Source organism: Kurthia sp. ISK08, from assembly GCF_046159805.1.
Lineage (GTDB): Bacteria > Bacillota > Bacilli > Bacillales_A > Planococcaceae > Kurthia > Kurthia gibsonii.
Map to the genome: position 1 here is coordinate 274,690 of NZ_JBJXHL010000002.1, position 22,255 is coordinate 296,944.

18 protein-coding genes, 1 other RNA gene and 1 other annotated feature are annotated in these 22,255 nt (G+C 38.2%); of the genes, 16 read left to right on the forward strand and 3 right to left on the reverse strand.

The features are described from left to right. Positions 1 to 3: 3 nt before the first annotated feature. Together ACKVQX_RS04935 and ACKVQX_RS04940 are read right to left on the reverse strand one after the other, a co-directional pair. Entirely contained in the window at positions 4 to 486 is a 483-nt protein-coding gene (locus tag ACKVQX_RS04935) for a type II secretion system protein (protein ID WP_068452343.1), read from the reverse strand. A gap of 1 nt (position 487) precedes the next feature. Further along, positions 488 to 946, reverse strand: coding sequence for a prepilin-type N-terminal cleavage/methylation domain-containing protein (locus tag ACKVQX_RS04940; protein ID WP_409136060.1), 459 nt, complete (start codon positions 944 to 946; stop codon positions 488 to 490). A gap of 221 nt (positions 947 to 1,167) precedes the next feature. Between ACKVQX_RS04940 and ACKVQX_RS04945 the strand changes: the two genes are divergently transcribed. The 13 genes from ACKVQX_RS04945 to dtd all read left to right on the forward strand — a co-directional run bounded on the left by ACKVQX_RS04945 (position 1,168) and on the right by dtd (position 16,441). Next, entirely contained in the window at positions 1,168 to 2,496 is a 1,329-nt protein-coding gene (locus ACKVQX_RS04945) for a VanW family protein (protein ID WP_409136061.1), read from the forward strand. Positions 2,497 to 2,513: 17 nt separating this feature from the next. Further along, complete coding sequence (locus ACKVQX_RS04950; protein WP_409136062.1) at positions 2,514 to 4,172, forward strand: GspE/PulE family protein; 1,659 nt, start codon at positions 2,514 to 2,516, stop codon at positions 4,170 to 4,172. A 16-nt stretch (positions 4,173 to 4,188) separates the two neighbouring features. Beyond that, positions 4,189 to 5,232, forward strand: a complete 1,044-nt coding sequence (locus ACKVQX_RS04955; protein ID WP_068452357.1) for a type IV pilus twitching motility protein PilT — start codon at positions 4,189 to 4,191, stop codon at positions 5,230 to 5,232. After that, entirely contained in the window at positions 5,229 to 6,434 is a 1,206-nt protein-coding gene (locus ACKVQX_RS04960; RefSeq protein WP_409136063.1) for a type II secretion system F family protein, read from the forward strand. Before ACKVQX_RS04955 ends, ACKVQX_RS04960 begins: the two co-directional genes overlap by 4 nt. 89 nt (positions 6,435 to 6,523) lie before the next feature. Then, the gene (locus tag ACKVQX_RS04965; protein WP_231726982.1) at positions 6,524 to 6,988 is read left to right on the forward strand and encodes a prepilin-type N-terminal cleavage/methylation domain-containing protein; all 465 of its coding nucleotides are present in this window, start codon (positions 6,524 to 6,526) and stop codon (positions 6,986 to 6,988) included. Between the two features lie 63 nt (positions 6,989 to 7,051). Then, complete coding sequence (locus tag ACKVQX_RS04970; protein WP_325943296.1) at positions 7,052 to 7,492, forward strand: prepilin-type N-terminal cleavage/methylation domain-containing protein; 441 nt, start codon at positions 7,052 to 7,054, stop codon at positions 7,490 to 7,492. Positions 7,493 to 7,577: 85 nt separating this feature from the next. Then, positions 7,578 to 9,116 carry a pilus assembly protein PilM gene (gene pilM / locus ACKVQX_RS04975; protein ID WP_409136064.1) on the forward strand — a complete coding sequence of 513 codons (1,539 nt, stop codon included), beginning with the start codon at positions 7,578 to 7,580 and terminating at the stop codon, positions 9,114 to 9,116. Further along, positions 9,113 to 9,895: a hypothetical protein gene (locus ACKVQX_RS04980; protein ID WP_409136065.1), complete on the forward strand. Its 783-nt coding sequence runs from the start codon at positions 9,113 to 9,115 to the stop codon at positions 9,893 to 9,895. The genes pilM and ACKVQX_RS04980 overlap by 4 nt, the downstream gene beginning before the upstream one ends. 13 nt (positions 9,896 to 9,908) lie before the next feature. After that, positions 9,909 to 10,652 (forward strand): prepilin peptidase, encoded by a 744-nt coding sequence (locus ACKVQX_RS04985; RefSeq protein ID WP_409136066.1) that lies wholly within the window; start codon positions 9,909 to 9,911, stop codon positions 10,650 to 10,652. A 103-nt stretch (positions 10,653 to 10,755) separates the two neighbouring features. Continuing rightward, complete coding sequence (recJ, locus tag ACKVQX_RS04990; protein ID WP_409136067.1) at positions 10,756 to 13,092, forward strand: single-stranded-DNA-specific exonuclease RecJ; 2,337 nt, start codon at positions 10,756 to 10,758, stop codon at positions 13,090 to 13,092. A 7-nt stretch (positions 13,093 to 13,099) separates the two neighbouring features. Continuing rightward, entirely contained in the window at positions 13,100 to 13,612 is a 513-nt protein-coding gene (locus ACKVQX_RS04995) for an adenine phosphoribosyltransferase (RefSeq protein WP_087680331.1), read from the forward strand. A 177-nt stretch (positions 13,613 to 13,789) separates the two neighbouring features. Then, on the forward strand, positions 13,790 to 15,985 hold the full coding sequence (locus ACKVQX_RS05000) for a bifunctional (p)ppGpp synthetase/guanosine-3',5'-bis(diphosphate) 3'-pyrophosphohydrolase (RefSeq protein ID WP_068452382.1): 2,196 nt from the start codon (positions 13,790 to 13,792) through the stop codon (positions 15,983 to 15,985). A gap of 18 nt (positions 15,986 to 16,003) precedes the next feature. Then, positions 16,004 to 16,441, forward strand: coding sequence for a D-aminoacyl-tRNA deacylase (gene dtd / locus ACKVQX_RS05005; protein WP_068452385.1), 438 nt, complete (start codon positions 16,004 to 16,006; stop codon positions 16,439 to 16,441). 51 nt (positions 16,442 to 16,492) lie between these two features. Here the strand turns inward: dtd and ACKVQX_RS05010 are convergent, their stop codons facing one another. Then, positions 16,493 to 18,091: an SH3 domain-containing protein gene (locus ACKVQX_RS05010; protein WP_068452388.1), complete on the reverse strand. Its 1,599-nt coding sequence runs from the start codon at positions 18,089 to 18,091 to the stop codon at positions 16,493 to 16,495. 246 nt (positions 18,092 to 18,337) lie between these two features. After that, positions 18,338 to 18,581, forward strand: a binding site (T-box leader). A gap of 75 nt (positions 18,582 to 18,656) precedes the next feature. Between ACKVQX_RS05010 and hisS the strand changes: the two genes are divergently transcribed. The 3 genes from hisS (at position 18,657) to ssrS (ending at position 22,190) form a co-directional block, all read left to right on the forward strand. Beyond that, positions 18,657 to 19,928, forward strand: a complete 1,272-nt coding sequence (gene hisS / locus ACKVQX_RS05015) for a histidine--tRNA ligase (RefSeq protein ID WP_068452390.1) — start codon at positions 18,657 to 18,659, stop codon at positions 19,926 to 19,928. A 15-nt stretch (positions 19,929 to 19,943) separates the two neighbouring features. Next, positions 19,944 to 21,731 carry an aspartate--tRNA ligase gene (gene aspS, locus ACKVQX_RS05020; RefSeq protein ID WP_068452392.1) on the forward strand — a complete coding sequence of 596 codons (1,788 nt, stop codon included), beginning with the start codon at positions 19,944 to 19,946 and terminating at the stop codon, positions 21,729 to 21,731. Positions 21,732 to 22,007: 276 nt separating this feature from the next. Next, positions 22,008 to 22,190, forward strand: a non-coding RNA gene (gene ssrS / locus ACKVQX_RS05025) — 6S RNA. The last annotated feature ends 65 nt before the right edge of the window (positions 22,191 to 22,255 follow it).

Consider the following 22,255-nt stretch of genomic DNA (forward strand, 5'->3'; position numbering starts at 1 on the left):
CGTTTATCCTCCTCTAGAATAAAGTGTCGTTTCCACTCTTTTGCCGTTCGTATTTTCGATATTTAAATAGATTCCTTCCTGTGCACTCGGTGTTTTTGATGTACTCAGGCAGTCTGGTGTTCGTTTTGAAGGTTCTTTCGTACTTTGAACACAGAATGAACGAATCTTCGTTTGATAAGGTGAGCCGTTTTTACTTAATGTATCGCCTGTTTTTGTGTAGGTCGCAATGACTTTTTCTTGATTATTTTCTTTTGTTTTAAATACAACCTGATTATTTTGAATGTCGACAATTTTTGTTTTTCTAAAATCGCGTGTGATTTCTTTCATAATAAAAGAGAGTTCATTCAAATTCGTTGTATCGTCTACTTGTGATTTATATTCTTTGTTGGAGGAGGTGAGCAAGTTGAATAGAATGGAGCCGACAATCGCCAAAATGACAATCACTGCTAATACTTCGACAAGTGTAAAGCCTTTTTCATTTTTCATATTAATCACCTGCTCTCATAATATTCTCCATCTGTGCTTTCGGATTCACTTTTGATTGGCATGGATCTGTCACTTTTTTCTGGTCATATACCGACACCATCACATTGCGTAATGTATCAATTTTTGCGTTTTTAAATACTTCCACAACGACCACTTCATTTTTATATTTTGTGTCATTTGTGTAAATCGTCTTAGATGGGTTTGTACAGCTTTTCATTTGGTATTGTAATGTAGATAAAATGTTTTTCATGCTTGCATTAGAAGCTTGTTTCGTTGTTGCATAAATCGACTCCATCTCTTGTTGTGCAGTGTATGTAGCGTCAATTGTCTTCTTCGACTCGACCGTTGTTTCTCTGCCTTTAAAGAACAGTGTAAAAAAAGAAATCAAAATGATACTAATTAGTACAAAAGCAGCCATTACTTCTACGAGTGAAAATCCTTTTTCATTATTATATGGCATCTTAATTCCCCCAACATGTAGTTTCCTAATATATCCTTCTTATTATAGTGTGTAATAAAAATATAGTCAAAAAACACTATTCGTTTTCGTATTTTGTCACAAAAAAATTTAAAAATATGCTAATAGTTATGGAAGTTTCCATTTTTTTGAGTTATATTATAATTATTAAAGCAAATATTAGTTATATTTTCCATATAAAAAGCATTTAAAGGAGATTCAACATGAGTCTATTTAAGAGAATCGTCATATTTACGATTTTAGGTACTATGACGCTATTTTTCATACATACATTATCAGTACAAGCGAGTGGTAGTCAGGCGAAAATTGGTCCAGTCGATGTAAGTGGGATGTCGCAAAAAGAGATGCGAAAAGAAACGCAGAAAATTGTGGATGTGTGGCAAAAGAACGATATTATCATCCAGATTGGTCGAAATGAAGTGACGGTGTCGGGCGAAGATTTTAATTTTGATGTACAGCAATCTGTTAATGATTTATTGAAAAAGATTGATAAACCATGGTATGACTTTTGGTCTCCTACACCAAGTGCGTCTGTTGACCTAGTAGTGAACGAAACAGAAAACTTACGTCAAAAGCTACAGCCGATTTTAGGGGACGAAACGGATTTACAAATGAAAGAGTTGCTGAAACAAGTTGCGCTTTTACCGAATCGACCGCTAAAAATTGAACGAAAAAATTTTTCGTTTGAAGAAGGTATTGAAATCTCATCTGCTTCTATCAATTTGAAGGAAGATGAAGTAGAGTCGATTACGCAAATGACGAAAAATGTGAATGGTGTATTAGTGAAGCCAAATCAGGAATTGTCATTCTTCCAACAAGTTGGCGTGCCAGAGAGTATTCGTTTAGGGAGTATTATGGCATCTGCACTTTATCAAAATGCATTACAATCAGGATTTGAAATTGCGGAACGTCATCAAGCACTCTTACAGCAGAACTATACAGAGCCAGGAATGGAAGCTGTTATTAAACCGTCTAAGCAATATGATTTAAAGTTCATTGTGTCACGTGATTCTTCCATTAAGATGCGTGCAGAAGTGGAAGGAAATACATTGAATGTGAAGTTTTACATCGCAGCAGGAGAGAAAAAGCCAGATGTAAAAGTATACACAGCAGACGAGGAATCGATTCCGAGTGGTGTGATTTATCGTTATAACGAATCACTAGGAGCGGGTGTGACAGAGTCTGTTCAACAAGCGAAAGATGGATTAACAATCTCTGTATATCGTCAAATTCGAACAGAGAAGGGCGAAACAAAACGAACATTAATGAGTAATAATTATTACGCGCCAATCCATGAAGTGATTGAAACGTCGAATGAAGAAGTGATTGTGGAAGAATCAGTGACACAGAATCTGACAGTGGATGGTTCATTTGAAGTAAATGAAGATATAACAGAAGTACCGACAGAGGACGATGTAGTAACACCAACGCCACCGCCGAATGAGCCAACAGCAGATGAATTGAAAAATGCGACTGTGGATTATTCAGAAGATGAAGATTATTACTATTACATTTATTCCGTTGAAAAATAGAAGGGTGGGCGCAATCAGTGAAACAAGGAAGAAAGCGACTAGGTGATTTACTTGTCGAAGCGAATGTATTAACGGAAGATCAATTACAACACGCACTTACAATCAAACAACCGAATGAACGACTGGGTGATGTATTGATTAAGGAGCAGCTCGTAACCGAACAAACGTTAATCGAAGTCCTTGAATTTCAGTTAGGAATACCTCATGTGAACTTGGGGCAGTTCCCTATTGATTCGGAAATCATACAATTAGTACCAAAAGAAATTGCGAAACGTTATTTACTCGTTCCTTTACGAAAAGAGAAAAACAAATTATTTGTGGCAATGGCAGATCCAATGGATTACTTTGCGATTGAAGAATTGCGTATGTTGACAGGGTTCCGTATTGAGCCTTGTATCGCGACAAAACAAGATTTAAATAAAACGATTAGTAAATACTATGAATTACAAGCAACGATGGATGCGGCACTCAGTGATTTAGTTGGTACAACGGAAGAAGACAATTCTGACATTGTGGCAGAAGATTCACCGATTGTTGTACTTGTGAATCAAATCATTAACGATGCAGTTGTACAAGGGGCGAGTGATATTCACTTCGACCCGCAAGATAACGAATTCCGCATTCGCTTTCGTGTAGATGGTATGTTGAAAACAGAACGTTCATTACCGAAAAGTATGCAAAATATGGTCATTGCCCGTTTAAAAATTATGGGGAATTTGAATATTACGGAGAGTCGTTTACCACAAGATGGGCGTATTCAAATTCAAGCGCAAATGCGAGCGATTGATATCCGTCTATCGACATTGCCAACCATTTACGGTGAAAAAGTGGTAATGCGTGTGTTGGATACGAAGAATGCACAAATCTCAATTAGTGGTTTGAAATTCTCGGAACAGAATCAACAGAAGTTTGAGCGTATGATACGTAAGCCGAATGGTATCGTTCTTATTACGGGTCCAACAGGTTCTGGTAAATCATCTACGTTATCGGCAACATTGAATGATTTGAATGATGAAGCGCTAAATATTATTACGGTTGAAGATCCGGTGGAGTATCAATTAGAAGGTATTAACCAAATTCAAGTGCGTGAAGAAGTCGGGTTAACATTCGCAGCTGGTTTACGCTCCATCTTACGTCAAGATCCCGATGTCATTATGATTGGTGAGATTCGTGATACGGAGACAGCACAGATGGCGACACGTGCTTCATTAACAGGTCACTTAGTATTTAGTACACTTCATACGAATAGTGCAATTGAGTCGATTGACCGTTTAAAAGATATGGGTATCGAACCTTATTTGATTACGTCTTCACTTGAAGGCATTGTGGCACAGCGTCTTGTACGTCGTGTTTGCCGAGATTGTGGTCGTACACGTGATGTCACTGCAACAGAACAAGCAGTGTTATTAAAATATGGTTTCCATTCGACACAGGTGCATGCAGGAACAGGATGTCCAGCATGTAACCACACAGGCTATCGCGGTCGAATTGCGCTACATGAAGTATTTGAATTAGATGAAGAAGCGAAGCAACTCATTTTAGTAGGTGCCGCTTCAAATGGAATTTTACAAAATGCGATGAAAAAAGGATATGAGCCACTCGTACATGATGGCTTACAAAAAGCATTGAACGGTTTGACAACCATTGAAGAAGTCATTCGCGTCGTTACAGATTAAGTAGGAGGGTGCAAAGATGTCTAAAGACATGATTGAATTATTAACGAAAGCTGATGAGATGAATGCATCCGATTTACATATTACAGTCGGAATTCCACCTACTTTTCGTGTAAATGGAAGACTACAAGCTTATGGAGAAGAAAAGTTATTGCCAGATGATTTAGAGCGTATGGTGAAATCCGTTATTCCTGAATTTCGACTGGCAGAATTCGAAGAGCGTCGTGAACTCGACTTCAACTACTCACTTCAAAACCGCTGTCGTTTTCGTATGAATGCCTATCATCAACGCAATAGTTTGACGCTTGCTGCACGTAAGATTGACTCAACGATTCCGACGATTGAGCAATTAAATATGCCGCAAGTATTATATCGCTTATGCGAAAAGCCACAAGGACTTATTCTTGTAACAGGTCCAACAGGTTCAGGTAAGTCGACAACACTTGCTGCCATGATTGATTTTATTAATAAAAATCAAGCGAAACATATTATTACATTAGAAGATCCAATCGAGTATTTACACAGTCATCAAAAATCCATTGTCAATCAACGTGAAGTTGGTTCAGATACGAAAAGTTTCGCCAATGGATTAAGAGCCGCATTACGTCAAGACCCCGATATCATCTTAGTCGGAGAGATGCGTGATTTGGATACGATTTCAACAGCGATTACAGCTGCTGAAACAGGTCACTTAGTTATGGCGACGCTTCATACGAGTAGTGCACCGACAACAATCGACCGAATTATTGATGTCTTTCCGCCACATCAACAAGGACAGATTCGTGTTCAATTAGCCAATGTCTTACAAGGAATTGTATCGCAACGTCTATTCCGTCGTATTGATACGGAAGGGCGTATCGCAGCGACAGAAGTGTTAGTTCAAACCCCTTCTGTTGCGAACTTAATTCGAAATGATAAAGTTCACCAAATTTCGAATATTATGCAGACATCGCGTTCGCTAGGGATGCATACGCTTGACACATCAATTCAACAATTACTAACGGAACGTAAAATCGACTTCGAAACAGCGCAGACGTTTATGCGTACAGGTGATTTAGGATGACCGTTTATAAATATTCTGGGCGCTCAAAACTTGGTGAACAAAAGAAGGGCTCAGTGGAAGCAGAGAGTAAAACACAGGCAATCGCGAAGATTCGTGATTTAGGTATTAGTCCGCGTGAAGTAAAAGAGTCGAGCAGTATTCTACATCTGGATTTAACCATTGGGAATGCAGTGAAGATGGAGCACTTCGTCATCTTTTGTCGTCAGTTTGCGACATTGATACGTGCAGGTGTCTCGATTGTCGAGTCGATTCATATCTTAGCGGCACAGACGGAGAGTAAGGCGCTGAAAAAAGCACTCTATACAGTAGAAGACGATCTACGTGCTGGGATTGCCTTTTCAACATCTGCTGTTAAATTCCCGAAAGTATTCCCTACGCTATTCGTTAACATGATGAAAGCAGGGGAAGCGACAGGGAACATGGACGATACGCTAGATCGTTTAGCAGGCAGTTATGAAAAAACATTCAAGTTAAAAAAGAAAATTCAATCAGCGATGATGTATCCGATTATGCTCATTATCTTAATTTTAGGTGTCGGTGCATTCATGTTGCTATGGCTTGTACCACAGTTTACACAAAACTTTGCGAGCTTTGGTGCCGATTTACCACCGATTACAATATTTGTACTCGGACTGAGTGATGCGCTGAAAGCTTATTGGTGGCTATTCTTAGGAATTCTCATTGCAATCATCGCAGTGTTCAGTTTCCTATTTAAAAATAACAAGCAATTCCATTTTGGTGTGTACTATGTATTATTAAAAACACCGATTTTCGGTCCTGTATTACAAAAGGCTGCGATTGCGCGTATGACACGTACACTTGCTTCGCTCTTTAGTAGTTCTGTACCGATTTTAAATGCACTAACGATTGTGGAGAAAATTTCAGCCAATCCCATTATTGAAAAAGTATTGCGTGAGGCGAAGAAGTCGCTTGAAAGCGGAAGTTCACTCGCAGAACCATTAGAAAAAAGTTGGGTATTCCCACCGCTTGTGACGCAGATGATTCTCATTGGTGAGAAGACAGGTTCACTCGACTATATGTTAGAAAAAGTGGCTGAGTTTTATGAAGATGATGTAGATCGTACCGTTGATGCACTAAAGTCACTCATTGAACCACTAATGATTGTCTTACTTGCAGGAATTGTTGGCTTCATCGTCGCAGCGATTATGATGCCAATGTTAAGTCTATACGAACAAATCTAAAATAAATGATCACCTTGAAGGGAGGTGAACGTACAATGACAAACGAACGTACTTTCAGCAAGGGCAAAAAAGAAAGAGGAGGAATTTCGTTGAGAAATTTATTAAATAAGAAATTAAAAAATGAAAAAGGTTTAACGCTAATCGAGCTACTAGCCGTAATCGTTATTCTAGCAATCATCGCATTAATCGCTATTCCAGCAATCGGCAACATCATCTCGAATTCAAAATCAAAAGCCATCTTATCTGACGCAACAACAATTGTCGCAGGTGCAAAAACAGCGATTGCAGATGGTGCATGTACAGCAAATACATGTACAGCAGATCAATTAAAAGATTATGTTGAAGGATTAAAAGTACCAATGAACGATGGTACTACTACTGGTGATCAAGTTGTAAAATCAGGAGATACTTATACTATTACTTACGCTCCTCTTGCAACATTAAATGAAAAGTATACAAAAATATTAACTAAAGCACAAAGTGGGACAGAATCTACTACAGGAATTAAAACTGCTTCAAATAAAGCAATTGCTAAAGCAATGGGTGGAGAATAAGAATTTATTTCACCTTTAATAGTATGATTGAAAAGTAAAATTTATCGGAAGAAGGTTTATTCATTGAGAAACTTACTAAATAAGAAATTAAAAAATGAAAAAGGTTTAACGTTAATCGAGTTACTAGCAGTTATCGTTATTCTAGCAATCATCGCATTAATCGCCATTCCAGCAATCGGCAACATCATCTCGAATTCAAAATCAAAAGCCATCTTATCTGATGCAACAACAATTATCGCAGGTGCTAAAACAGCAATTGCCGATGGTGCGTGTGATGGCACAACTGCAAAACCATGTAATAAAACAGCTTTAGATGGCTATGTTGAAGGATTAAAAGCTGGAAATGAATTAGCTGCTGCTGATGTTGTTACAAAATCTGGAGGTGTGTACACAATTACTTATACACCTCTTAAAGATTTAAATGCAAAATATAAAACAGCTACTGGTGTAACTAATACAAATACACTTACTCAAGAGAAAATTGCTGAGGCAATGGGGAATTAGTAACCAGCCTTTCGTTTAGAAGCCGTCCTTCGACGGCTTCGTGCCGAAGTGTTGGTTTGATTTAGAAAAGTAGGAGGCAATCATGATGAAATTGGGCTCGAAGAAAAAGGTTGCGTTGACATATAATGATTATAAAATCCAATTATTTCAATATCATGAGCAAGATTTAACGAAAGCAATCTTAATTGAGCAAGACTTACCAAAAGACTTGATTCGAGACGGTGCAATTGTTGATGAAGTCGGTGTATTTGAATTAATTAAACAAATTGTAAAAGAATCTAAATTAAAAGGGCAATCGGTTATTTTTACGGTTCCTGATAATGCATTAACGATGCGTAAAGTCGATTATCCACTTGATTTAAGTGGTGCTGCGATTAAAGAATATTTTGAACTAGAAATTGGGCAGTCAGTACATTTACCATTTGAAGAACCGGTCATTGACGTGGTCGATTTACCAGAAGAAGGACAGGCACTATTATTTGCGACGAATGGTATCGAGATTCGAAAAATTCAAGGGATTTTATACGATGTGGGATTAAAGCCAATCGCTGCCGATGCACGCGCACTTGCGACATTGCGTATGGTAGAACAAATCTTCCCGGAATTTGTGGATCGTATTACGATGACGGTTGCAGTGTCGATTAATGAATTATCGCTATCGATTTATGATAAGGGTGTACTTGAATTCATTCGTTATCATACGATTGAAACGGAATTAGTACAGTGGGAGCCGACAGAAGAAGGCGACCATCTAACATTTACGTATAAGGGAAATACAAGTGAGTATCAAATGGATTTAATGGAAGCGTTAGCTGAAATGAATCGTATTATGAACTTCTATCGTTTCTCGATTAATAAAGATCAACAGAATGTCGAGCAAGTTATATTACTAGGCGATTGTCCTGAAATTACATACATAAAAAATATGTTAGAGAGTCAGATGGATGTTCCGATTTATACATTGGAAGATAGTCGCGTTAAAGAACAGTTCCCAGCACTACATGCGAGTAATGCGGAAGTAGTCGGCTTAGCATTAAAAGATGAATTATTATCAGCCATTCCAAACATTAACTTACTTCCATCATTCAAAGCTGAAGGTAGTAAGAAAGTATGGATTTGGGGAGCAGCAGTTGTCGTGACAATTTTGATTGCGAGTATTGCGCTTTGGAATGCATCCATCTCGAAAGAAATTAAAGCATTAGAGCAAGAAAAAGCAGCGAATCAAGCGATTGTTGATGATGAAAAAGCAAAAGTAGCAGCTTATGAACAAGAGAAGCAAAATTCACTGGATGCGGCAGTAAAAGTGATTGAACGTCTTGCCTATCCTGTGACGCCGGTCATGGATGCGATTCGAAAAGACTTACAACCGTATGAATATGAGCTGAACTTTACATTTAGTGCAAATCAAGCGACTGTCGATATTCAATATGAAACATTTACACAGGTCGCAAATTATGTCGATCAGTTACAGACGAATCCGTTATTTACAGATATTAAAGTCACAACAATTGAAGTGAATTCAGTAGCATTACCGAACGCTGCGACGAGTGTACCGCGTCACAAAGCGCAGTTAACGCTTGATCTAAACTTAGCCAAATTAATTGAAGGAGAGAAGGAGTCATGAAAAAACAGTTAAACAGACAGCAACTCATTCTCATCCTTCTTGCAATCTGTCTAGTAGGCGCAGTTGTTTATGGTATTTATGCGTATATATTAGAACCAAAATGGTCGGAGCGAGATGCTTTAAAAGCTGAAAATGTACAGTTAGTAGATGAAGCATCGAATTTACGTATTCAATTGCAGCAAGATCAAAAGAACGCGGAAGCATCAAAAAGAAGCGATGCGGAATTGCGTATGAAAGTACCAAAAAATCGTGATATTAGTCAGTTGATTCGTATGCTAGAGCAGTTTGAAGGACAAACAGCAACAGAAGTGAGTAGTGTCGCATTTAATAACTACGATGCTTCTGCAAAAGATACGCTTCAAGGTGATGCATCAAATGAAGAAAATACGTCTAATTCAAATACGCCGACAAAAACAACCGAAGAAGCTGAAAAACAAGTAGAAGATGAGGCGAAAAAAGAGGAAACAGACGAAACGAAGACAGAAACACCAACATCTGACCTTGCTAATGAAGAAATTCTTGGTAACATGGAGTTAATTACTGTGTCGTTCACTGTATCAGGTGAAGATATAGCAGATGTGCGTCAATTTTTACAAAATATCGAGCGCTATCCGCGTTTAATGAAGATTGACTCGGTTGATTATGAGATTGCAAATCCAGAAGCGGCTGTCGAACAGCAAACAACGGATCCAGCAACCAATTCAGAAGATACACCTGCTGAATACCCTGTACAAGCAAACGTACAGATTACGACATTTTATGCAAAAGATCAGAAATAGTAGGTGATGAAGTTTGGAACTGTATTACACAATCGTATTCGCTTTAATCGGGTTAGTATGTGGTTCGTTTTTTAATGTAGTTGGTATGCGCTGGCCAAAAGGGGAGTCGATTATTCGACCAGGGTCGCACTGTGAAAGCTGTCAGACACATCTTACTGCGCGTGATTTAGTACCTGTTTTTAGCTATCTCTTTTTACGTGGGAAGTGTCGTACATGCGGTGCAACATATGGACCTTTTCACGTCATTATTGAAGCATTAACAGGTATTCTCTTTGCGTATGCTTATGCGCAACTTGGGTTTTCAAAAGAACTGGTTGTAGCACTATTACTGATTTCATTATTAGCGATTATTACCGTATCTGATTTACTCTATACGATTATTCAAGACCGCGTATTATTAATTTTTGGTACTTTAATTGCCATCATGCGCATCATTTCACCATTACAACCGTGGTGGGATGCGATCTTAGGTGCTGTATTTGGCTTTAGTTTACTGTTGTTACTATCCATCCTATCAAAAGGCGGTATGGGCGGTGGCGATATTAAGCTGTATTTTGTGCTGGGATTAGTTTTAGGGCTTAAACTAACATTCTTATCCTTATTCTTTGCAGCACTTATTGGTCTCATCGTCTCCATCATTTTACGACGTGGGTTCGGGAAGACGATTCCGTTTGGACCATCGATTGCGGTGGCAACATTAATCGTTTACTTTCATGGTGATGCCATTTTTAATTGGTATTTACATCTATTTACATAATCGTAGCGCATCGATTCTTCGGAAAAGATGCGCTCTTTTTATATCAAATGGTATCTATTCGTCCATGACTTTCGTTATAATGAGTAGATGAGGAAGTGAGAATATGACAAATAAAAGATGGCGCATTCAACAGCCAGATGAACAATTAGTGACGTTATTTCAACAAGCTTTACAGTTACCTACACTTGCGGCCAAAATTTTAGTGGCACGTGGCTTTCAAACAGTCGAGGAAGCACAAGCTTTTTTACATATGGATGAACAAGTAGTACACAATCCTTTTCTAATGCATGGTATGAAAGAGGCAGTAGAACGTATTCAACAAGCCATTGAGCAACAACAGTCGATTCTCGTATATGCCGATTACGATAGTGATGGTATTACGAGTGCGACGGTGTTAAAGAGCGCTCTAGTCGAGTTAGGGGCAAATGTTACACATGTGATTCCGAACCGTTTTATCGACGGTTATGGCCCTTCAGAGCGATTATTTAGACAGGCGGCAGAAGATGGTATTCAACTCATCATCACAGTCGATAACGGGATTGCAGGGAATGGTCCGATTGCTGTTGCAAAAGAACTAGGGTTAGATGTTATTGTGACAGATCACCATGAACCAGCAGGAACGTTACCAGAAGCAGATGTCATCATTCATCCGCGTATTCCAGAAGGGCAGTATCCATTTGGTGAGTTAGCAGGTGTTGGTGTCGCGTTCAAACTAGCGCATGCCTTACTTGGACGATTCCCAGAGCATTTAGTGGAGTTTGTAGCGATTGGTACAGTAGCCGATTTAGTACCACTGCATGATGAGAATCGCTATTTAGTGAAGCGTGGGTTAGAACATTTACAGCGCACACAGCACGTATCGCTACAAGCATTAGCGAAGGTATCAGATGTTGCACTTGAAGAGATTACAGAAGAAACACTCGGCTTTTCATTCGGTCCGCGCCTAAATGCGATTGGTCGATTAGGCGATGCCACAGAAGCAGTCGACTTTTTAATGACGCAAGATGCCGACACTGCGATGCAAATGGCGACATTGCTTGATGAGAAAAATAAAGAGCGAAAAGATATTGTGGCAGATATGACGAAACAAGCGATTGATATGGTTGAAAATATAGATGAAATTCGTGACTCACGTGTCCTCGTTGTCGCAGAAGAAGGATGGAATCCGGGGGTAGTAGGAATTGTCGCTTCTCGTTTAGTCGAGCGCTATTACAAGCCAACGATTGTGCTTGGTATTGATTTAGAAAAAGGAATTGCGAAAGGTTCAGCACGTAGTATTGAAGGATTTAATATGTATCTAGAACTCGACAAAAATCGCGATATCCTTCCTGCGTTCGGCGGACATCCAATGGCAGCAGGTATGACACTTGCGATGGAAGATGTTGATGAATTACGTGAACGACTTCATGAGCAGGCAATGGTCTGTCTAACAGAAGAAGACTTGATTCCGATTTTAGAAATTGATGTTCCTGTCGATGTGTCAGAAATTGATGTTTCAGCGATTGAGGCAGTTCGCACACTTGCTCCGTATGGTGTTGGATTTACAAAACCAATGTACGGTATTCCGAAAACGTCAATCCAATCCATGCGTAAAATTGGTGCGAATGAAGACCATGTGAAGATGGAGCTTGGCGATGGTAAACATACACTGGATGCAATTGGTTTTCATAAAGGGTATTTAGCAGATGAATTAACAAAAGGAATCGAGCTATCATTTGCGGGTGATTTGCAAATTAATGAGTGGAATAATCATAAAAAAGCGCAGTTGTTAATCTCAGATGTACACACAGATGATTGGCAATTATTTGACTTGCGTGGCGGTAATAAAATTTCAAAATGGCTTCAAAAAATGCCGATTGAAGAAACGACATTTATTGCGTTTAAGCGTGAAACAGTCGACTATTTTACAACACTTATTCCAAAAGAAATTGCGCTTTATGACGAGGAAAAAGAATTATCTACGTACACGTCATATATTGTCTTTTTAGATTTACCAAAGCATGAACAACAAGTGAAGCATATTTTACAAACGGTTCAACCGATGCGTGTGTATGCGCATTTTCATGTAGCGAATTCACACCTATTTGAAGGGATGCCAACACGTGAACAATTCATCTGGTACTATAGTTTTTTGAAAAAACGTCGTGAATTTCATTTACGTCAACATCTAAATGATTTAGCTAAACATAAAGGTTGGAGTCGTGCGATGTTGATTTTCATGACACAGGTGTTTTTTGAGCTGAAATTTGTTACAATAGAGAATGGACTTGCGAAAATTATAGATAATCCAGATAAGCGTGCAATCGAGTCTGCAACAATCTATAAGGAACGCAAGGAACAAGTAGCTTTAGAACAAAAACTCTTGTACGCCCAATATATGGATTTAAGAGATTGGTTAGACTTGTGTAGACAAGAACAATCAGTTTCTGAGGAGGAATAAGGAAACCATGGATTTAAAAAAATACGTAACAGTTGTTGAAAACTGGCCAAAAGAAGGCATTTCATTCAAAGATATTACAACAATTATGGATAATGGCCCAGCTTACAAATATGCGACAGACCAAATTGTTGATTATGCGAAAAAAATGGGTGCTGAACTAATCGTAGGCCCTGAAGCGCGCGGTTTCATTACAGGATGCCCGGTTGCCTATGCTTTAGAAATTGGCTTTGCACCTGTTCGTAAACCAGGTAAATTACCACGTGAAGTTATCTCACAAGAGTATGACTTGGAATATGGTACAAATACATTAACAATGCATAGTGATGCTGTAAAACCAGGTCAAAAAGTATTAATCGTTGACGATTTACTTGCGACAGGCGGTACAGTAGAAGCTTCAATTAAACTAATTGAACAATTAGGTGGCGAAGTTGTCGGTTGTGCATTCTTAATCGAATTAACAGAATTAAAAGGACGCGAAAAAATCGCAGGATATGACATTTTTTCTCTTATGGAATACTAATATTTACGTCTTTTAAAAAAATCCGTTCAAAGAGTTTCGACTTTTTGAACGGGTTTTTCACTATTCGGTGAAGGAGCAAGGAAATTCATGTACTTAACCTTTACAAGATAGGTAGTTATTTTATACAATTATTCTTATATCTTAATCGGTAAATTTATGAAATAGGGTGAGCTGAACATGGCGAAAGATCGAGTGATGACAGTGGAAGAGGTTTTTGAAACGCTTACCTCTTATATGAACGAAGAACATGTGGCATTTGTAAAAAGAGCATATGATTTAGCGGAGGAAGCACATAGAGAGCAATTCCGCAGTTCAGGAGAGCCGTATATTCTTCATCCTATACAAGTTGCAGGTATATTAGCAGAGCTTCAAATGGATCCTGAAACTGTCTCGGCTGGTTTTTTACATGATGTTGTAGAAGATACGAATTATACGCGAGAAGATTTAGTGGAGCATTTTGGTGAAGAAGTAGCGATGTTAGTGGACGGTGTAACAAAGCTAGGGAAAATTAAATATAAATCAAAAAAAGAACAGCAAGCAGAGAACCATCGCAAAATGTTTGTAGCGATGGCGCAAGATATTCGTGTCATCTTAATTAAATTAGCTGACCGTTTGCACAATATGCGTACGTTGAAACATCTACCGATTGAAAAACAGCGCCGCATTTCAAAAGAAACACTTGAAATTTTCGCACCGCTTGCACATCGTTTAGGGATTTCGACAATTAAGTGGGAGCTAGAAGATACAGCACTTCGCTATCTGAACCCACAGCAATATTATCGTATTGTGAATTTAATGAAGCGTAAACGTGTTGAACGTGAACAATACTTAAATTCAGTAATGGAGGAAATTGGCGATCAATTAGATGATATTCGTATTGAAGCGGAACTTTCAGGTCGACCAAAACATATCTATAGCATTTATCGTAAAATGGAGATGCAAAATAAGCAGTTTAACGAAATTTATGATTTATTAGCTGTTCGTATTATTGTAGAGAGTATTAAGGATTGTTATGCAGCACTTGGGATTGTGCATACATTATGGAAGCCGATGCCAGGACGTTTTAAAGATTATATTGCGATGCCAAAACAAAATCTATACCAATCATTACATACGACAGTGATTGGCCCATACGGCGATCCACTTGAAATTCAAATTCGTACGGTTGAGATGCACAATATCGCTGAATACGGGGTAGCAGCGCACTGGGCTTATAAAGAAGGAAAAAGTGTACAGCCGGAACAACAAAATATTGATAGTAAATTATCATGGTTCCGTGAGATTTTAGAATTCCAAAATGAATCATCGGATGCGGAAGAATTTATGGAATCATTAAAATTCGATTTATTCTCTGACATGGTCTATGTATTCTCACCAAAAGGCGATGTATTAGAATTACCAGCCGGCTCTGTACCAATTGACTTTGCGTATCGTGTCCATTCTGAAATCGGTAACAAGACGATTGGTGCGAAAGTAAACGGTAAGATGGTACCTTTAGACACGCCACTACACACAGGTGATATCGTCGAGATTATGACGTCAAAACAGTCATTCGGTCCATCGCATGATTGGCTGAAAATTGCCCAATCTTCACAAGCAAAACATAAAATTAAGCAGTTCTTTAAAAAGCAGTCGCGTGAAGATCATGCAGAAAAAGGACAGCGCCTAATTGAAGAAGAGATTAAGGCACAAGGCTTCGATCCAAAAGAGGTACTAACGTCAGAAAACTTCAAACGTGTTTGTGAAAAATTGAACTATGCGACAGAAGAAGACTTAGTTGCAGCAGTTGGTTTTAATGGTATGACAGCACAACAAGTTGTTAATCGCCTAGCAGAAAAAATCCGTAAACAGCGTGACCATGAAGAACAGATGGAAAAAATCACGAAAGAGATGAACACGCCAAAAGATACGAAGCCAACTGAAACGGGTGTTGTTGTCAAAGGTTTGGATAATCTATTAATTCGTCTATCGCGTTGTTGTCGTCCCGTACCAGGTGATGAAATCGTTGGTTTTATTACAAAAGGACGTGGCGTATCGGTTCACCGAGCAGATTGTCCAAATGTTGCGACAGCAGATGAACAGGACCGCTTAATTGAAGTAGAGTGGAGTCAGGCATTACAACAAGACTCTAAATTATATTCGGTGGATATTGAAGTAACAGGTTATGATCGTCCAGGCTTTATTGCTGAAGTAATGGCAGTTGTATCTGAAACAAAAACATCCATTCTTGCAGTGAATGCACGTGCAAATCGTGATAAGATGGCGACGATTCATTTAACGTTACAAATTCGTGATATTCATCATATGTTAAAAGTAGTTGACCGAATCAAGTCGATTCAAGATATTTATTCGGTACAACGTGTGAATAATTAAGTGGGGAGCTGTTAACAGTTGAAGGTTGTATTACAAAAAGCAAAACAAGCTTCAGTGACAGTAGACGGTCAAATTGTTGGACAGATTAATCGTGGATACGTATTACTTGTTGGCATTACAGCAAGTGATACAAAAGAACAAGTAGAGGCATTGGCGAATAAAATTGTGAAATTACGCATCTGGGAAGATGAAGAGGAGAAGATGAATCGTTCCATTGTTGATGAACAAGGTGCGATTCTATCTATTTCACAGTTCACGCTCTATGCCAACACGAAAAAGGGGAATCGTCCGAGCTTTACAGAAGCTGCACGCCCAGAAATTGCAGAACCTCTATGGCAAGAATTCAACGACACGCTTCGCCGCTTAGGTATGCATGTTGAAACAGGTATTTTTGGAGCGATGATGGATGTTCAATTAACGAATATTGGACCAACAACGATTCTGCTAGAAGCATAATAAAAACGAGGTTTGAGCATATGCCCAAGCCTCGTTTTTTCATACATATTATTATTCACCGAAGTAGTATTCCAATACGCCGTTTGCAATACCTTCTGCAATCGTTGCACGGTATTTATCTGTGTTCATACGTGTTAATTCAGTTTTATTAGAGATAAAACCAAGTTCTACTAATGTAGCAAATACTGTATTTTCACGTAATACCATAACATTTTGGAATTTTGGACCGCGGTCTTTAATACCATTATATTCTTCTTTAAGAGCTTCCATTACATTTTTATGAATTGTACTTGCGAATTCTTTTGAATCGGCTTTGTAATAAAGTGTTTCGATTCCTTCAGCAGCAGGTGTTGCTGAATTATAGTGTAAGCTAATAAATGCGTTTGCACCGTATTTTGCTGCCGCTTTTGCACGTAAACCTAAATCGGTTACTTTGTCAGAAGAAAGTGCACCTGTACCTGTACGTGTCATAAACACTGTGCCGCCAAGTGATTCGATTTTAGATTGTACTGCTTTTGCCGATTTTAATGTTAATTCAGCTTCTGTTACACGTTTACCATTTAAGTCTGTACCAACAGCACCTGAATCGTTACCACCATGTCCAGCATCGATTACGAATTTCAAACCTTTTAATGGTTTGCTACTTGGGTTACCAACTTGATCGATTTTATCTGTTAAAATACTTAAATCTGTATTAGCAGATACCCAACCGCGTTTACTATTGCTATATTCAATTTCAACCCAGTTATTATTTGATGTACGAAGTACTTTACCTGTGAAGCCAATGCCAATAGATGCTACTTTTGGAGCTGCTACATTTGGCATTTTACGTACATTTAATGAATTACCTTTCATAACAAGGTATGTTGTTTTTGTCACCTTCACTGAAGTGAAAGCGAAACTTGTTGTTGATTTAAAACCATAAGCTGTATGGGCATTAATCCAACCTGTTTTACCTTTGTACGTAACTTGAATCCAATTATTTTTGTTTTCTTTTAGGATTTTTACTTTTGCTTCAAAAGGAACGGTTACACCTAATGATTTGTAGTTTACGCCAGCACCAGAACGAAGTGATAGACCCGTTTGTTCTGTTACATAGAAGTATGTAGTTTTTGCAGGTGTAGAAGATGTAGATGTTTCAGATGATTTAATCGCAGTTAAATATTTAGAAGATACATAACCTGTCTTCGAACCATATTTAATTTTGAACCATGTACCGCTTGTTGCTTGCTTTGTTACGACTGCATTCTTTTTCAATGTGAACACGACTTTATAATTTGTTGAAGGACCAGAACGGGCATTCAAGCTTGAAGCATTCACCTTGTATTGTGTTGATGTTGCAGAACTTACTGTTACTTTTTTCACTGCCGTTAAGTACTTAGAAGAAACATAGCCAGTCTTTGAGCCTGATTTGATTTTAAACCAAGAACCCTTTGTTGCTTGTTTCGTTACGACGGTGTTTTTCTTCAACGTGAAAACGACTTTGTAATTCGTTGAAGGACCCGAACGAACATTTAAACTGGATGTGTTAACCTTGTACTGTGTCGTTGTTGCGGCAGAACTTGTTGCTGGTAACGCGGTTAAAATTGTTGCAATTAGTAGCAACAGAGCGATACCTAATTTTTTACTTTTTTGAATAAAGTTGACCATAATTCTCCTCCTTTCTTACATTGTATATGCTTTAGGTACTAAAAAGCTATAATAACTTTAAAAAAATGTATTTTTAATAATATTTTTTATGTATATATTCAAAATTAGGTAAATAGCTTCACTTTATTGCTCTTTTTATTTAGGAAATTGGGGATTCGTCAGATAAGTCAGTTTATATTTACGTAAATAGATGTTGACAGAAGGTAGGGAAAACTCTATCATATTAGTTAATCTGAAATGAATTATATATCACCTATGACCGAGCAAGTAGTCAACTCTATAGACTGTTTTAGAGAGAAAAAGACGTGGCTGAAATCTTTTTCAATAGTACGAGTAGATGAATAACACTCGAGAGGTTTCTTTTCGAAATGAGCAATCATAGTAGGGGAGAACGGAGTCGGCCGTTATCCGAATTTGAGAGGATTTATGCGATTTTGTATAAATCAACTAGGGTGGAACCGCGGAAGCTTATACAGCTCTCGTCCCTTGCGTAATGCAAGAGGCGAGAGCTTTTTATATTGCGCACAATCATTCAGGCAAAATGAAGTGAAAGGAGTTAAATCGTATGAGTTTTAAAGTACCAAGAGGAACACAAGATATACTTCCAGGTGAAGTGGAAAAATGGCAAAAAGTAGAAGGTGTTATGCGCCATCTAACAAATGTCTATCGTTATCCAGAAATTCGTACACCGATGTTTGAATCAACAGAATTATTCCAACGTGGTGTAGGTGATTCAACAGATATCGTGCAAAAAGAAATGTACACATTCGAAGATCGTGGTGGTCGTTCAATGACATTACGTCCTGAAGGAACTGCATCGATTTCACGTGCATATGTGGAACACAAGATGTTTGGTAATCCTGACCAACCTGTTAAAGTATCTTATTTAGGACCAATGTTCCGTTATGAGCGTTCACAAAAAGGTCGTTATCGTCAGTTCGTTCAATTTGGTGTAGAGGCGATTGGCTCAAAAGACCCGGCAATTGATGCGGAAGTTATCGAATTAGCGATGCGTGTCTATCAAGAATCGGGATTAAAGCATTTAAAATTAGTCATTAATTCACTTGGAGATCAAGAAGTACGTCAAGCACATCGCCAAGCATTAATTGATCACTTTGCACCACATATTGGAGAATTCTGTTCAGACTGTCAAAAACGTTTGGAGCAAAATCCACTACGTATTTTAGATTGTAAAGTAGATGCAGAGAATCCATTAACTACTTCAGCACCTAAACTAACAGATTATTTAAATGAAGAATCTGCCACATATTTTGAACAAGTGAAAATGTACTTAGATGCACTTGGTATTGACTATGTTGTTGATCCAAATTTAGTGCGCGGATTAGATTATTATAATCACACAACATTTGAAATTATGAGTACAGCAGAAGGCTTCGGTGCGATTACAACACTTTGTGGTGGTGGTCGTTACAACGGTTTAGTTGAGGAAATTGGTGGGCCTGAATCACCAGGTATCGGTTTTGCGATGAGTATTGAACGTTTATTACTTGCTTTAGAAGCAGAGGAAGTAACACTTGATACAGAAAATGCACTTGATTTATATATCGTGACAATGGACGATGCAGCGAAACTAAAAGCAGTTGAATTTGCAAGTTCATTCCGCGCGCGTGGTATTTCAGCAGATATCGACTATGCAGGTCGTAAGATGAAAGCACAAATGAAAGCAGCGAATCGTCTTGAAGCAAAATATGTGATGGTTTTAGGAAGTTCTGAATTAGAAGAACAAGCTGTCAACATTAAAAACATGGAAACAGGTGACCAAGAAAAAGTACCATTCCATGATGTTGTCAATTACTTATTAACACATAAACAATAATTGGGGGATAAAATAATGGCTACAAGAACACATGAATGTGGCGTACTACGTGCAGAAAACGTAGGCGAACGCGTTGTATTAAAAGGTTGGGTACAATACCGTCGTGACTTCGGTGGATTAATCTTCATCGACTTACGTGACCGTACAGGTTTAACACAGGTTGTATTCACACCAGAGAACTCACAAGAAGCACTAGATCTTGCTGATTCATTCCGTAGTGAATATGTTATCGAAGTAGAAGGTGAAGTGCGCGCACGTACACCAGAAATGGTGAACCCGAACTTAGACACAGGTGCGATTGAAGTGTATGTTGACCGTGTAACATTAATCAACAAAGCAAAAACTCCACCATTCCAAATCGAAGATCGTATTCAAGTAAATGAAGATTTACGTTTAAAATACCGTTACTTAGATTTACGTCGTCCAGTTATGTATAACACATTCAAACTACGTTCAGACGTAACGAAAGTGGTACGTAACTTCTTACAAGACGAAGGTTTCCTAGAAGTTGAAACACCAATCTTAACAAAATCAACACCAGAAGGCGCACGTGACTACCTTGTACCTTCACGTGTACATGATGGTGAATTCTATGCTTTACCACAATCACCACAATTATTTAAACAATTATTAATGGTGTCAGGTTTCGAGCGTTACTTCCAAATCGCACGCTGCTTCCGTGATGAAGACTTACGTGCAGACCGTCAACCAGAATTCACGCAAATCGATATGGAGATGAGCTTCTTAGATCAAGAGCAAATCTTAGAAATCAATGAGCGTTTAATTCAAAAAGTAATGAAAGAAGTAAAAGGCATAGACATCCCACGTCCATTCCAACGTATGAAATACGATGAAGCAATGGCACGTTACGGTTCAGATAAGCCAGATGTTCGTTTCGGTTTAGAATTAATCGAGTTATCAGATGTTGTAGATGGTTGTGGTTTCAAAGTATTCGCACAAACTGTTGCAGATGGTAAACAAGTAAAAGGTTTAAATATCAAAGGTGCAAACGACAAATACTCTCGTAAAGACTTAGATGAATTAACAAAATTTGTTGGTCGTTACGGTGCAAAAGGTCTTGCATGGATTAAAGTGACAGAAACAGGTGTTGAAGGCTTAACAGGTCCAATCGGTAAGTTCTTCCAAGACGATTACGGCGTAAAATTAATGGAACGTATGGGTGCAGAACCTGGTGATACATTAGTATTCGTAGCAGATAAGCCAGCAATCGTGGCAGATGCTCTAGGCGCCCTTCGTAAAAAATTAGGTAAAGATTTAGAGTTAATCGATGAGTCTAAATTTGCATTCCTATGGATTACAGACTGGCCATTACTTGAGTATGATGAAGAAGCAGGTCGCTACACAGCAGCACATCACCCATTCACTCGTCCATTCGATGAAGATTTAGAATTAATGGATACAGACCCAAGTAAAGTTCGTGCACAAGCATACGATATCGTATTAAACGGTTACGAGCTTGGCGGTGGTTCATTACGTATTTATGAAAAAGAATTACAAGAAAAAATGTTCAAATTACTTGGTTTCACAGAAGAACAAGCACAAGAACAATTCGGTTTCTTAATGGATGCATTTGAATTCGGCGTACCGCCACATGGTGGTGTAGCATTCGGTCTTGACCGTTTCATCATGCTACTTGCAGGTCGCGATAACTTACGTGATACAATTGCATTCCCTAAAACTGCATCAGCAAGCTGCTTATTAACAGATGCACCTTCTGATGTATCAACTGCACAATTAGATGAATTACACATCCGTGTAAAAACATTAGCAGACGAAGATTAATTAAAAATGAGAGGAACTTTGGTATGAATTCATGCCAAAGTTCTTTTTTAAATTCTAGACTTTTAATCACTTACTAAAGTATATACAATATTGTTTTGAAGACATAAAACAGGGAAATAAATAACTATAGTTGAAGTATGAATTTATTTTGAATTTTTAAAAGGAATTATTTCCCTTTAGTACTTATAGTGATATAATAAAGGGATAAAATGGAACAGATAGAAGATGCTTATGATTTGAAATATACAGATTGCTTATGTTATATTATCTGTAATACAAATCCTGATGTGTTCGTCACACATACATCAGTTTTAACCGAACACTAATGATAAGGGAGTTTTATATTCTTTAGGAAAAGGTATGTCTTTTCGGAGAACATGATTTTTCTAGAGTGCGAACACCCACCTGCGGAGAGCGGGTTCAAACGATGCATTAATGGACGGCACAATCGGGATTTGTATTTAATATTGACACATTTCAAAACTCTGATTCCATATTGAATCGGAGTTTTTTTATTTATATTG